A 13621-nucleotide genomic window follows, 5' to 3' on the forward strand; every position below is an offset into this window, starting at 1 on the left:
AAGTTCAGTGGCGAGCGCTTGCTGGTGATCGCCAGCATGGACATTGTCGCGTTCGTACTGGTCTTGTTTGCCGTGGGCTTCGTTTCGCCGCCGCCGATTGAAATCTGGCCTTGGCTGGTGGCCTCGGCGCTGTTCGAGCTGTTTTATCGCGCGCTGCTGATCCGGGCTTACCGAGTGGGCGATCTGGGTTTGGTTTATCCGTTGATGCGTGGGTTGTCGCCGTTGGTGGTATTGGTGCTGACGCTGGTGTTTGCCGCAGAGCCGCTCAGCACTCAGCAAGTTCTTGGTATTTTGTTGATCCCGTGCGGCATGGTCTGCCTGCTGTGGCAGGGCGGCGGTGGTGATCGTTTGCCGTGGTCGATGTTGCCTGTGGTGGGGCTGATTGGGCTGTGCATTGGTTGCTACACCTGGATCGACGGTCAGGCGCTGAAGCTTGGCGTGGCACCGCTGAATTATCTGGTCTGGCTCACTTTGATCAGCGCCTGGCCGTTTCCGTTGCTGGCGATGGTCGGCAAGCGTGCGGCATTCACGTTGTTCTGGCGTGAGCAGTGGAAGCTGGGGCTGAGCGTCGGATTCTGCGTGCTGTTGAGTTACGCGCTGGTGCTGTGGGCCATGCAGTTGGGCTCGGTGGCGGAGGCTGCGGCCTTGCGTGAAGTCAGCGTGGTGCTGGTGGTGCTTTTCGGCATGCGGTATCTGAAAGAACCTTTCGGTCGGCCTCGGCTCTTAGCCTGTGGACTGGTGTTATTCGGGATGCTTCTGATGAAGCTCAAATTCTAAAAAAGGATGTGGTTATGACCGTTGCTTTTTGGTGCGTGTTGATCGTGATTCTGTTGCCGCTGGTGTGTACTTCAATTGCCAAGTTCAGCAGTGGCAAATTCAGTGCGCGGCAGAACCACAACCCCAGGGACTTCCTCGATCAGCTCGAAGGTCTGCCGCGTCGCGCTCACGCCGCGCAGCTCAACAGTTTCGAAGCGATTCCGGGTTTTGCGGCGGCGGTGATCATCGCCCACATCGCGGGTGCTGCTCAATTGGTGACAATTGACGTGCTGGCGGTTCTGTTTGTCACCACGCGCCTGCTCTACATCATCTTCTACCTGGCGGACTGGGCCGCCCTGCGCTCGTTGGCGTGGTTCGCTGGCCTTGCGCTGGTGGTGACGCTGTTCGTCGTTTCGGTGTGATCGACGTGTAATCCTTCATTTGGGTTTTGTTCATGGGGCGAAGATACTGGCGGCGTCTTTCCGGACTTCCCCCGCCTGAGTGGCCCATGACGTTGACGAGTCTGCCTTTGAACACGCTGTCGACGAAACGCCTTTGCGTGGTCGCCCTTGCCTGCCTGATGCTGAGCGCCTGCGGTGGCGTCGATCCGAACTCGCCCTTGGGTCAGCGCAAAGCGATTTTCAAAGAAATGCTCAAGACCAGTGAAGACATGGGCGGCATGCTGCGCGGGCGAGTGGCATTCGATGGTCAGCGTTTTGCCGAGGGCGCGGTCAAGCTTGACGGTTTGTCCCACGAACCGTGGAAGCATTTCCCCGCTGTGCGTGAGGCTGATCACTCCAGCGCCAAGGATGACGTCTGGCAGAAACAGGCCCGATTTCAGGTGTTGGCCAGTTCGCTGGAATCCGCGACTGGAGAACTTGTGATTGCCAGCCAGGCTCGACCGTTTCAGAAAAGCATCCTGAGCCCTGCAATGGACAAGGTCGAGGGCGCGTGCGATGCGTGCCACAAAGAGTTTCGGGATTATTGAAAGGGGGCAGCTAAACGTTTCACGCTGCAAGAAGACGCGAATGGGCAGCTCTTGCAGCTTGAGGCTTAAAGCGTGCAGCTGTTTTATTCATCGTCCTGATCGGGCTGAACCTTCTCCAGCTCGGTCTGTGCGTCCTGCAGCTCCTTGCGCGACTCGGCGAGTTTGTCTTTGCGCTTGTCGATCTTCTCCGGGTCGCCTTTGCTCATGGCTTTGTTCAGGTCGGCCTGGCGGCGGCTGACTTCACGTTTGGCTTCGAAGACTTTCTGCTCCTGCTCTTTGAGCAGCGTGGCATCAGTGCAATTGGCGGTCACTTCGCTGAGGGCTTTTTCCAGACCCGCCTGCTGATCGCTATTGCCCGCTGCCTTGGCGTGTTCGATCTGCGTGCTGATGTCCTGGCGTTTGACTGCGCATCCACTCAAGGCGGGTGCTGGTTCGGCGGCGAAGGCTGCGCCTGCGAGCAGCCCAACGGCGGCGAGCACCGCTAGCGGTGACAAGAATTTCATAAACGCTCCTGGAAAATTGAATGACCGGACGCTCGATACAATCGTCCGGCACACATAAATGGCTAAAACCCGTCAATTGCCTGCGCCCGCAGTTGTGCGCTTAACGCTTGTACCTGTGGGTCTTGAAAAAACGCCAGCAATTGCTCTGCACGACCTGAGCCAATGCCCGGTTCGGCCCGCCATTGCTCAATACTGCGCGTTGCCAAGTCGCTCCACTGATTGCTCAGGAGGGCGTTCCCGGTGGGGGGTAGCCCGATTGCTTTGAGCCACACAATGAAGGGCCGTTCGCGGACTTTCTGAAAACTGTCCAGCAGTTTAGCGCTGCTGCGCTCGCCGAGGCCGGGAATGTTACCAAGCTGCGCACTGTCCAGGGTCATCCAATCAAGCAGACTCTCGATTCTCCCGGCCTTTATCAGTTTGTCCCATGTCCCAGGCCCCACACCTGCGATGTTCAGCCCCTTCTTGCCGCTGAGCCAGATTAAACGCGCTCGGAACTGATCCTTGCACGCCGGGGTGATTTGCCAGCAGCTCAGGGCGTGATAATCAGCGCTCTCTGGAATATCCAGTGCCAGTCGTTCGACACTGCGCGATACAACGCCCTCCAGCCTTGGAATGGTCAGGCCAGCCAGGCTGACCGCGACCTGATCACCCGGACGAATATCGAGCTCTCGCCACCGTTGCAGCGATCCGACACTCAGGCGGCTGATTTTTCTGTCATCCAGTTGGACCGGTTTTAGGTCCAGCACGGGCGTGATCCGGCCACTACGCCCGACATTGAAATTGACCGCGCGCACCTCGGCCAGCGCCTGAGCGAAGGGGTACTTCCACGCGGCGATCCAGTACGGCGCCTTTGCCTGCCAGCGCTCGACGGGAGGTCGCTCGCTTTGGCGCATCACCACGCCATCGGTGGCAAACGGCAGCGGGCTGCGATACCAGTGATCGCGCCATTTTTGTGCCTGTGCCAAACCTTCAAGCGGTTCGCTAAAGTCCATGCTGTCGTCAAAGCCCAGTGCTCGCAGCCCGGCTAGACGCTCCTTCATGGTCGCGGGGCCGTCTGGCCAGTCCCAGACGAATAGCCCAATGTTCGCGCCCTCCTGCACGCTTATCGAGTGACGGCCCAGTAACCCCGCGACCTTGCTGCGCGCATTCAAGCTGCCGGCCTGCGCTTGAACGTGGCTGTCCAGTTTCCAATACAGCTCGCCCTGTAGGATCAGGGTTTTTTGCCAGGGCAAATGTTCAGGAATTGCCGCAATCGCTTGCGCCTTATCGCTCCAGTCCTGACCTTTAAGGCCGTCGCCTCGGCTGATGACCTGTGTCAGCTCGCCGTGTTCATACACCAGCGTCACCGCCACACCATCCACCTTCGGCTGAATCCATAGATCGCTGCGCCCTTTAAGCCAGGCCTGCACGGCGATTTCGTCAGGCAACTTGTTCAAGCCTGTGTGGGGTATGGGGTGCAGCAGCGTTCCGCCCGCCGTGATCAACGGATTGTCAGCGGGTGATGGGGCTTTCGAAAAACAGCTTTTTAAATGCGCCAGGCGTTCAACGGATTGGTCGTAAAGTTCGTCAGCGACCAGTAAAACGCCTTCGCGGTGATAACTGTCGTTCCAGCGACCGATTTGGGTTTGTAGCGAAGATATTTCTGATCGGGCCTTGGCGGGTGGCCACTCAGGGCAAGGGATTGCGTAGGACGTGATGGAATACATCGCAACAACGGCGCAGGCGAACAGACGAATGGAGAGCAGCATCAACGCATCCTTGCTTGGGAAATGCCTGTGAGGCTAGCGGCTGCCGGTCTGGAATCGGGTTTGGCGTGGTTACTGGATTTTGCGAAGACCCCTACATCGACCGCGCTGCTCTAACGGCAATGAAAAAGCCCCCGACGGCTTGCACCGACAGGGGCTTTTTCTTACGCCATGCAGCTAAGGCGTATTACAGACCGGCAGCCGCGCGCAGGGCCTCGGCGCGGTCGGTTTTTTCCCAGGTGAACGTGGTGAACGTGTCGTCGCCCACGGTCCTGGTTTCCGGCGTGCGGCCGAAGTGGCCGTATGCTGCTGTTTCCTGGTACATCGGGTGCAGCAAGTCGAGCATGGTGGTGATCGCGTATGGACGCAGGTCGAAATGCTCGCGGACCAGTTTGACGATCTTGTCATCGCTGATCTTGCCGGTGCCGAAGGTGTTCAACGAGATCGAAGTCGGTTGTGCGACGCCGATTGCGTAGGAAACCTGGATCTCGCAACGCTCGGCCAGGCCTGCGGCGACAATGTTCTTGGCTACGTAACGACCGGCGTAAGCTGCCGAACGGTCAACCTTGGATGGATCTTTGCCGGAGAACGCGCCGCCGCCGTGACGGGCCATGCCGCCGTAGCTGTCGACGATGATCTTGCGACCGGTCAGGCCGCAGTCGCCCACTGGGCCACCGATGATGAACTGGCCGGTTGGGTTGATGTGGAACTGGGTGTCTTTGTGCAGCAGTTCGGCTGGCAACACCTGTTTGACGATCAGTTCCATTACGCCTTCGCGCAGATCGGCGTAGGACACTTCCGGGTTGTGCTGAGTCGACAGAACGACAGCGTCGATACCGACCACGATGCCGTTCTCGTAGCGGCAAGTGACCTGGGATTTTGCGTCCGGACGCAGCCAAGGCAGCAGGCCCGATTTGCGGGCTTCAGCCTGGCGCTTTACCAACTGGTGCGAGAAGGCAATTGGCGCGGGCATCAGCTCAGCCGTTTCGTTGCTGGCATAGCCGAACATCAAGCCCTGGTCGCCAGCGCCCTGGTCTTCAGGGCGGGCGCGGTCTACACCCTGGTTGATGTCAGGGGACTGCTTGCCGATGATGTTCATCACGCCGCAGGTAGCGCCGTCGAAGCCAACGTCAGAGCTGGTGTAGCCAATGCCGCTGATCACGTCACGAACGATCTGCTCCAGGTCAACCCAGGCACTGGTGGTGACTTCGCCCGCGATGATCGCGACGCCCGTCTTGACCAGGGTTTCGCACGCAACGCGGGCGAATTTGTCTTCAGCAATAATGGCGTCCAGAACCGCATCGGAGATCTGGTCGGCGATTTTGTCCGGATGCCCTTCGGACACGGACTCGGAGGTGAAAAGGGAGTATTCGCTCATCTCGACGGATTTCCTGATTGTTACCGATGGTGAGTGTCGCCAGCCGGTCGCTGAAAATGGCGGACCTGAATCTGGAAACCATTACGTAAGCCTACATACAGGCTTTCCCCGGGGACCAGCCCCGCAGCGATGGCCCAACGGGCCAGATCTTCCTGTTCGAAACCCAACCAGAGATCGCCGCAGGCCTCCTTGGCCCAACTCTGGTCGTGGCTGCACAACTCTGTCACCAGCAGGCTACCGCCCGGTTGCAACAGGTTGGCCAATTGTTTCAGTGCTTCGGCTGGCGCAGCGAAATGGTGAAGCACCATGTTCAACACCACGCAGTCCGCGTGTATAGGGTTGTCGCCCAAAGCGTCGGCCAGTTTCAAATCGACGTTGTCCAGCGCCTGGCGCTCACACAGTTGTCTGGCCAGCTCCAGCATCGCCGGGCTGTTATCGAGCCCCGTGACGTGTCGGAAGCGTTGCGCCAGTTCAGGTAGAAAACCACCATCGCCGGGGCCGACTTCCACCGCAGTGGCGTCGGCGCCGAAGCTTAATTTGTCCAGCAGCGACAGCAGGCTGTCCTGGTACTGCGCGAGCCCTGCGATCAAGTCTTGCTGAGCGCGAAATTTCTCGGCAGTACGGGAGAAAAAATCCTGGCTGGCGTTGGCGCGTTGGCGATGGACCAGGCTGATTCTTGCCTGGACGTCCTCGGGTAAGGTCAATCCGTCTGCTTCTTCCAGCAACGCCGCGTGAAGCTTGCCGCCGGTTTGCTCGACATGGGGCAGGGCGCGGCGATAAAAAATGGCGTTGCCTTCGCGGCGTGTGGCCACAAGATCAGCCTGTGCCAGCACTTTAAGGTGGTGGCTCATGCCGGACTGACCGATGGCGAAAATCTGCGCCAGCTCCAATACGCCGAACGAATCGTTGGAAAGTGCTCGCAGTACATTCAGCCGCAGCGGATCGCCCCCGGCCTTGCACAGGGCGGCCAGGTCGTCGCAAGGATCATGGCTGATGACAGGCACGCGAAGATTCATAGGGCAGGCAGTCTAGTTATCGACTTGTCTGCCTGCAAGACCAATATCAAAAAGTTTTGATATTGGTCGATAGGTGGCGCTCATATGGCGCCGTGATTCCGCCATCTGCGCGTGCCAGGGTTGTCATTTGAAATAAAAAGCCCCCACAACTCGGGAAAATCGAGCTGTGGCGTTATCTGTCATTGCCCCGAAGCTATGCCTGAGGGAAAATGGCCGCCTTTTTCAGATCCCAAATTCTTTCTGCCCCAGGAGATCAGCGATGCCCAGCCGTCGTGAGCGTGCCAATGCCATTCGTGCCCTTAGCATGGATGCCGTGCAAAAGGCCAACAGCGGCCACCCCGGTGCCCCCATGGGCATGGCAGATATCGCTGAAGTCCTTTGGCATGACTATCTGAAACACAACCCCAGCAACCCTTCGTTCGCCGACCGTGATCGTTTCATCATGTCCAACGGCCATGGCTCGATGCTGGTCTACTCGCTGCTGCACCTGACCGGTTACGACCTGTCCATCGACGACCTGAAAAACTTCCGTCAGTTGCACAGCCGCACGCCAGGCCACCCGGAATACGGCTATACCCCAGGCGTTGAAACCACCACTGGCCCACTGGGCCAGGGTTTTGCCAACGCCGTGGGTTTTGCCCTTGCCGAGAAAACACTGGGCGCGCAGTTCAATCGCCCTGGCCATAACATCGTTGACCACCACACCTACGTGTTCATGGGTGATGGCTGCATGATGGAAGGTATTTCCCACGAAGTCGCGTCGCTAGCCGGTACTCTGCAACTCGGGAAACTGATCGCTTTCTACGATGACAACGGCATCTCGATCGATGGCGAAGTCGAAGGCTGGTTTACCGACGACACGCCCAAGCGTTTCGAAGCGTACGGCTGGCAGGTTATCCGTAACGTCGACGGTCACGACGCCGAAGAGATCAAAATCGCCATCGAGACCGCTCGCAAGAGTGATCGGCCGACCCTGATCTGCTGCAAGACCACCATCGGTTTTGGCTCGCCAAACAAACAAGGCAAGGAAGACTGCCACGGCGCTCCATTGGGCAATGACGAAATCGCTCTCACCCGCGTTGCACTGAAATGGTCCCACGGTCCTTTTGTGATCCCGGACGACATCTATGCCGAGTGGAACGCCAAGGAAAAAGGCCTGGCGACGGAAGCGGAGTGGGACCAGCGTTTCGCGGCGTATTCCGCGGCGCACCCTGATCTGGCTAATGAACTGATTCGTCGCATGAGCGGTGAGCTGCCAGCCGACTTCGCCGAGAAGTCCGCAGCCTATGTGGCTGAAGTCAACGCCAAGGGCGAAACCATCGCCAGCCGTAAAGCCAGCCAGAACGCTTTGAACGCTTTTGGCCCGTTGCTGCCGGAGTTCCTCGGCGGTTCGGCTGACCTGGCCGGCTCCAACCTGACCCTCTGGAACGGCTGCAAGAGCATCACTGGCAAAGACGCCAGCGGCAACTACTTGCATTACGGTGTGCGCGAGTTCGGCATGGGCGCGATCATGAACGGTATCGCCCTGCACGGCGGTTTCGTGCCATACGGCGCGACGTTCCTGATCTTCATGGAGTACGCCCGTAACGCGGTGCGTATGTCATCGCTGATGAAGAAGCGCGTCATTTATGTCTTTACCCACGACTCCATTGGTCTGGGTGAAGACGGCCCGACGCACCAACCGATTGAGCAACTGACCAGCCTGCGTACTACGCCGAACCTGGACACCTGGCGCCCAGCCGACGCTGTGGAGTCGGCCGCGGCCTGGAAATACGCCATCGAGCGTAACGACGGGCCTTCGGCGCTGATCTTCTCTCGTCAGAACCTGACCCATCAGGCACGTGACGCAGAGCAACTGGAAAACATCACTCGCGGCGGCTACGTGCTGCGTGATTGCGTGGGCGAGCCTGAACTGATCCTGATTTCTACAGGTTCGGAAGTCGGCCTGGCCGTACTGGCCTACGAGCAACTGAGCGCTGCCGGTCGTAACGTGCGGGTGGTTTCCATGCCGTGTACCAGTGTTTTCGACGCGCAGGATGCTTTTTACAAACAGGCGGTTCTGCCGTTGCAAGTCAGCGCGCGCATCGCCATCGAGGCTGCTCACGCCGACTACTGGTACAAATATGTGGGCCTGGAAGGTCGCGTAATTGGCATGACCACCTTCGGCGAGTCGGCGCCAGCACCGGCGCTGTTCGAGGAGTTCGGCTTCACGTTGGAGAACGTTATTTCCACGGCTGAAGAGTTGCTGGAAGACTGAGAAGCAACGCGTGCCCCGTATAGGCGCGTGGCTCGTCCCGCGATTTGTTGCGTAGCGGCAGTAAAATCATGCGACCCGGTTGTGGCTGACACACCGCATTCGCAGGTTTGCTGCCGGTTCCCGGCGGATCGCGGGACGAGCCACGCGCCTACAGGGATATATGCAACATCCGCTTTTGCGAGAACCCCATGCCCCAACACCGTCCTTATAGAGTTGCCCTTAACGGTTACGGCCGTATCGGTCGTTGCGTCTTGCGTGCGCTGTGCGAGCGTGGTGCAAAGGCTGGGTTTGAAGTGGTGGCAATCAACGATCTGGCCGACATGGCCAGCCTTGAATACCTCACGCGTTTTGACTCCACGCATGGCCGGTTTCCCGGCGAAGTGCGGGTCGAAGGCGATTTTCTGCACATCAATGATCACGTCATCAAAGTGTTTCGCAGTGCGACGCCTGAAGGCATCGACTGGGATGCACTGGACATCGACCTGGTGCTGGAATGCTCTGGCGTCTACAACACCCGCGCCGACGGCGAGCGTTTTCTGGCCGCCCGCGCGCCACGCGTATTGTTCTCGCAGCCGATGGCCAGTGAAGCCGATGTCGATGCCACTATCGTTTATGGCATCAACCAGCAAAAGCTGACCGGGCGTGAGTTGCTGGTGTCAGCTGCGTCGTGCACCACCAATTGCAGCGTGCCATTGCTGCAATTGCTTGATCAGGCGCTGGGCCTGGAATACATCACTATCACCACTATTCACTCGGCGATGAACGACCAACCGGTAATTGACGCCTATCATCATGAAGACCTGCGCCGCACGCGTTCGGCCTTCCAGTCGATCATTCCGGTGTCCACTGGTCTGGCGCGTGGGATTGAGCGGCTGTTGCCGGAACTTGCCGGCCGAATTCAGGCCAAAGCTGTTCGTGTGCCGACGGTTAACGTCTCGTGTCTGGATATCACGCTGCAAACCTCGCGTGATACCGATGCGGGGGAGATCAACCGCATTCTTCGCGAGGCCGCTACCAGCGGCCCGCTGAAAGGCTTGTTGGCATACACCGAATTGCCGCACGCCAGTTGTGATTTTAACCATGACCCTCATTCGGCCATTGTCGATGCCAGTCAAACCCGGGTTTCCGGCCCTAGACTGGTGAACCTGCTGGCCTGGTTCGACAACGAATGGGGTTTTGCCAATCGAATGCTGGACGTCGCAGAGCACTATCTGCGCGTCTCGCAACAACAACAGTAAAAGCACAGGAACGCCTCATGACCGTGTTGAAGATGACCGATCTCGATCTGCAAGGTAAGCGCGTATTGATCCGTGAAGACCTCAACGTCCCGGTCAAGGACGGTGTTGTCACCAGCGACGCACGCATTCTTGCTTCGCTACCGACCATCAAGCTGGCGCTGGAAAAGGGTGCGGCTGTCATGGTTTGCTCGCACCTTGGTCGTCCGACCGAAGGCGAGTTCTCCGCTGAAAATAGCCTCAAGCCGGTTGCCGATTACCTGAGCAAAGCCTTGGGGCGTGAAGTCCCGTTGGTGGCTGACTATCTTGATGGCGTCGACGTCAAAGCCGGCGACATCGTGCTGTTTGAAAACGTACGCTTTAACAAGGGCGAGAAAAAGAACACTGACGAGCTGGCACACAAGTACGCCGCTCTGTGTGATGTGTTCGTGATGGACGCTTTTGGCACTGCGCACCGCGCTGAAGGATCGACCCACGGCGTCGCCAAGTTCGCCAAGGTTGCTGCTGCTGGCCCGCTGCTGGCGAACGAGCTGGATGCACTGGGTAAGGCCTTGCGCGCACCGGCCAAGCCTATGGCCGCCATCGTTGCAGGCTCCAAGGTGTCCACTAAACTCGACGTGCTCAACAGCCTCAGTACTGTTTGTGATCAGTTGATCGTTGGCGGCGGTATCGCCAACACGTTCCTCGCAGCGGCGGGCTACAAGGTGGGTAAATCGCTGTACGAGCCGGACCTGCTGGATACCGCGCGCGCCATCGCCGCCAAAGTCAGCGTGCCGCTGCCGGTTGACGTGGTGGTTGCCAAGGCTTTTGCGCAAGACGCTGAAGCCACCGTCAAGCTGATCGCCGACGTGGAGGACGACGACATGATCCTCGACATCGGGCCACAGACCGCCAGGCAGTTCGCCGAGTTGTTGAAATCTTCCAAGACTATTCTGTGGAACGGACCGGTTGGCGTTTTCGAGTTCGACCAATTTGGCGAAGGCACCAAGACACTCGCTAAAGCCATTGCCGAAAGCTCGGCATTCTCCATCGCAGGCGGCGGCGATACATTGGCGGCAATCGATAAATATGGTGTGGCGGATCAAATCTCCTACATTTCTACTGGCGGTGGCGCGTTCCTTGAGTTCGTCGAGGGCAAAGTCCTGCCAGCCGTGGAAATCCTGGAACAACGCGCCAAGGCCTGAATTTCGGCCGTTGGGGAAGGGGAGTTACATGGTTAAGCCATTACCGCTTTTACTGATAGCGGGCTTGTTAGGCGGTTGTGCCAGCAAGCCTGAAGCCGAGGAGGCAGACACGGCTGCGTCCCAATTGGTTCACGTCAGTTGCTATCAGGCCGGGTGGCAGGCGGAAACCGTGCCGGTCGTCTATGCGCGCGGTGGGCCGCAGTTCTGGGAGAAGTATGATTTCATGCCGGCTGTCGGACCTGTAGCCTGCCGTTGACCTGCGTATTCAAGGACGATTAGCAACATATGGCAACACGAGTGGTCATTACAGGGTGAATGCCGATTCGTTGAACAAGGAGTTTCATCGTGAAGACCGTAGCCCTGTCCGTGATGTGTTGTGTGGTGCTGTTGGCCGGTTGTTCTGGCTCCAATGCTCACCATAAAGCGTGTGAAGTGCTGGTACCGGCCTCTATCAATGTGCCGACGACCGAGAATCAACAGCGGGTCGAAGCACAGGCTACCGGTGAGCCTGGCGGCGATCGTAATCAGGAACAAAACTGCCCCTGACATCGAAACGAGCGGCATGTGTCGCGCTTCGCAGGGGAACCAGGAGTTGTAATGAAAGGCTTGATTGCCCTCGCGACACTTGCAGTGCTGGGCGGTTGCGCCAGCATGAAGGCCCCAGGCCCGGTTGATCCATGGACCCATTGGGTATGTGACAGCAAAGCCGAGGTCTACTGGCGTTATGTCGATCCTTCGAACAAAGAGGTCGATGTGCGTTTGAATCAAAGCGAACAGGTGTTTCGGCTACAGGCTGAGCCCGGCGCTTCTGGCGCGCTGTACAGTAACGGCGTGCTGGCGTTCGACAACAAGGGTAGCGAAGGCCTGGTTTACTGGGACGCTACCAACGATTTGATCGGTCGCGGTTGCAAGGCGCAGTAATCGGCCTTGTACCTTGATTGATGCTGTACCGGGCTTGTGAGTCATACGCCCCTATAATTTGAACAGCAGCCGCCGAAACGGCAGGTATGCACGATTAACGACCCTACCGGGAGAGAGACAGACAATGGCACTTATCAGCATGCGCCAGATGTTGGACCACGCAGCCGAATTTGGTTACGGCGTCCCTGCATTCAACGTGAACAACCTGGAACAGATGCGCGCCATTATGGAAGCGGCTGACAAGACCGATTCCCCGGTGATCGTTCAGGCTTCGGCCGGTGCGCGTAAATATGCAGGCGCCCCGTTCCTGCGCCACCTGATCCTCGCGGCAATCGAAGAGTTCCCGCACATTCCGGTGGTCATGCACCAGGATCACGGCACCAGCCCTGACATCTGCCAGCGTTCGATCCAACTGGGCTTCAGCTCGGTCATGATGGACGGCTCGCTTGGCGTCGATGGCAAAACGCCGACCACCTACGACTACAACATCGACGTCACCCAGCGCGTTGTGGCCATGGCCCACGCCTGCGGTGTATCGGTTGAAGGCGAGTTGGGTGTTCTCGGGTCGCTGGAAACCGGTATGGCCGGTGAAGAAGACGGCGTTGGCGCTGAGGGCATTCTCGACCACAGCCAGATGCTGACCGATCCGGAAGAAGCCGCTGACTTCGTCAAACGCACTAACGTCGATGCCCTGGCCATCGCCATCGGCACCAGCCACGGCGCGTACAAGTTCACCAAGCCGCCTACCGGCGACATCTTGGCTATCGAGCGTATCAAAGAAATCCACAAGCGCATTCCGAACACTCACCTGGTGATGCACGGTTCGTCTTCCGTGCCACAGGAATGGCTGAAAATCATCAACGAATACGGCGGCGACATCAAAGAAACCTACGGTGTGCCGGTCGAAGAAATCGTTGAAGGCATCAAGTACGGCGTGCGTAAGGTCAACATCGATACCGACCTGCGTCTGGCGTCCACCGGTGCGATTCGCGAGTTCCTGGCGAAGAACCCAAGCGAGTTCGACCCACGTAAATACCTGGCCAAAACCGTAACGGCCATGCGCGACGTCTGCATCGCCCGTTACGAAGCGTTCGGTACTGCCGGCAACGCTTCGAAGATCAAGCCGATCTCTCTGGAGCGCATGTTCGAGCGTTACGCCAAAGGCGAGCTGAACGCGAAGATCAACTGATCTGAGCGTCAACTGACAGAAAGAACCCGCAGCGATGCGGGTTTTTTATGTCCGGGATTTGTGGCTGTATGCGGTGTGTCTGACACCGCTTTCGCGACGGTCCTAACCGCCGATTACTCCTACAGGGATCAGCGTTGCGGCGGCAAGCCAATCACACGCCCGATGTACGCAGGTGCTGGCTGATCAACCTGCCTCTCTAGAATATCGGCAAGCTTGCCGAGCGACTGCTCACTGAACAGCGCCGACTTTGCCCCGCCCGCCAAGTCCACATGCAACAGCATTTGTTCGCTTGCCGCCAAGGTTTCATCACTGCCCAACCGGTGAAGGCTGTGATAAAGCTGCACACGCTTTTTATCGTGAGCGACGATCAGCGTGCGTACTTCAACGTGCTCATCCAGCGTCACTTCATGCAGGTAGTTGATGTGCGCTTCCAGCGTAAACAGCGAATT

Annotated in this window: 15 protein-coding genes; 10 read left to right on the plus strand and 5 right to left on the minus strand. The window is 58.3% G+C overall.

Annotated features, from left to right (window positions below; all coding sequences use genetic code 11):
- From VGC62_RS07870 to VGC62_RS07880, 3 genes are all read left to right on the plus strand, one after another.
- A partial coding sequence (locus VGC62_RS07870; protein WP_331186508.1) for a DMT family transporter occupies positions 1-777 on the plus strand: 777 nt, incomplete at its 5' end.
- Between the two features lie 14 nt (positions 778-791).
- The gene (locus tag VGC62_RS07875; RefSeq protein ID WP_331186509.1) at positions 792-1178 is read left to right on the plus strand and encodes an MAPEG family protein; all 387 of its coding nucleotides are present in this window, start codon (positions 792-794) and stop codon (positions 1176-1178) included.
- 86 nt (positions 1179-1264) lie between these two features.
- On the plus strand, positions 1265-1744 hold the full coding sequence (locus VGC62_RS07880) for a c-type cytochrome (RefSeq protein ID WP_414705762.1): 480 nt from the start codon (positions 1265-1267) through the stop codon (positions 1742-1744).
- Between the two features lie 83 nt (positions 1745-1827).
- Here the strand turns inward: VGC62_RS07880 and VGC62_RS07885 are convergent, their stop codons facing one another.
- The 4 genes from VGC62_RS07885 to VGC62_RS07900 all read right to left on the minus strand — a co-directional run bounded on the left by VGC62_RS07885 (position 1828) and on the right by VGC62_RS07900 (position 6386).
- Positions 1828-2247, minus strand: a complete 420-nt coding sequence (locus VGC62_RS07885; RefSeq protein ID WP_331186510.1) for a DUF1090 domain-containing protein — start codon at positions 2245-2247, stop codon at positions 1828-1830.
- A 62-nt stretch (positions 2248-2309) separates the two neighbouring features.
- Complete coding sequence (gene ligB, locus VGC62_RS07890) at positions 2310-3995, minus strand: NAD-dependent DNA ligase LigB (RefSeq protein WP_331186511.1); 1686 nt, start codon at positions 3993-3995, stop codon at positions 2310-2312.
- Between the two features lie 184 nt (positions 3996-4179).
- Entirely contained in the window at positions 4180-5370 is a 1191-nt protein-coding gene (metK, locus tag VGC62_RS07895; protein ID WP_331186512.1) for a methionine adenosyltransferase, read from the minus strand.
- A gap of 20 nt (positions 5371-5390) precedes the next feature.
- Positions 5391-6386, minus strand: coding sequence for a metalloregulator ArsR/SmtB family transcription factor (locus VGC62_RS07900; RefSeq protein ID WP_331186513.1), 996 nt, complete (start codon positions 6384-6386; stop codon positions 5391-5393).
- 259 nt (positions 6387-6645) lie between these two features.
- Here VGC62_RS07900 and tkt point away from each other — a divergent pair, with 259 nt between their 5' ends.
- The 7 genes from tkt to fba all read left to right on the plus strand — a co-directional run bounded on the left by tkt (position 6646) and on the right by fba (position 13172).
- Positions 6646-8643 (plus strand): transketolase, encoded by a 1998-nt coding sequence (gene tkt / locus VGC62_RS07905; protein WP_331186514.1) that lies wholly within the window; start codon positions 6646-6648, stop codon positions 8641-8643.
- A gap of 188 nt (positions 8644-8831) precedes the next feature.
- A complete protein-coding gene (gene epd / locus VGC62_RS07910) occupies positions 8832-9881 on the plus strand; it encodes an erythrose-4-phosphate dehydrogenase (protein WP_331186515.1) in 1050 nt (349 codons plus the stop codon).
- Between the two features lie 17 nt (positions 9882-9898).
- The gene (locus VGC62_RS07915; protein ID WP_331186516.1) at positions 9899-11062 is read left to right on the plus strand and encodes a phosphoglycerate kinase; all 1164 of its coding nucleotides are present in this window, start codon (positions 9899-9901) and stop codon (positions 11060-11062) included.
- A gap of 28 nt (positions 11063-11090) precedes the next feature.
- On the plus strand, positions 11091-11318 hold the full coding sequence (locus VGC62_RS07920) for a hypothetical protein (protein WP_331186517.1): 228 nt from the start codon (positions 11091-11093) through the stop codon (positions 11316-11318).
- An 89-nt stretch (positions 11319-11407) separates the two neighbouring features.
- On the plus strand, positions 11408-11608 hold the full coding sequence (locus tag VGC62_RS07925) for a hypothetical protein (RefSeq protein ID WP_331186518.1): 201 nt from the start codon (positions 11408-11410) through the stop codon (positions 11606-11608).
- A gap of 51 nt (positions 11609-11659) precedes the next feature.
- On the plus strand, positions 11660-11983 hold the full coding sequence (locus VGC62_RS07930) for an MliC family protein (RefSeq protein ID WP_331186519.1): 324 nt from the start codon (positions 11660-11662) through the stop codon (positions 11981-11983).
- 124 nt (positions 11984-12107) lie between these two features.
- A complete protein-coding gene (fba, locus tag VGC62_RS07935; protein ID WP_331186520.1) occupies positions 12108-13172 on the plus strand; it encodes a class II fructose-bisphosphate aldolase in 1065 nt (354 codons plus the stop codon).
- A gap of 128 nt (positions 13173-13300) precedes the next feature.
- Here fba and VGC62_RS07940 read toward each other — a convergent pair.
- Positions 13301-13621: thioesterase family protein (locus VGC62_RS07940; RefSeq protein ID WP_331186521.1), on the minus strand; the 321-nt coding region annotated here is incomplete at its 5' end.

Source organism: Pseudomonas sp. (genome assembly GCF_036404235.1).
GTDB lineage: Bacteria > Pseudomonadota > Gammaproteobacteria > Pseudomonadales > Pseudomonadaceae > Aquipseudomonas.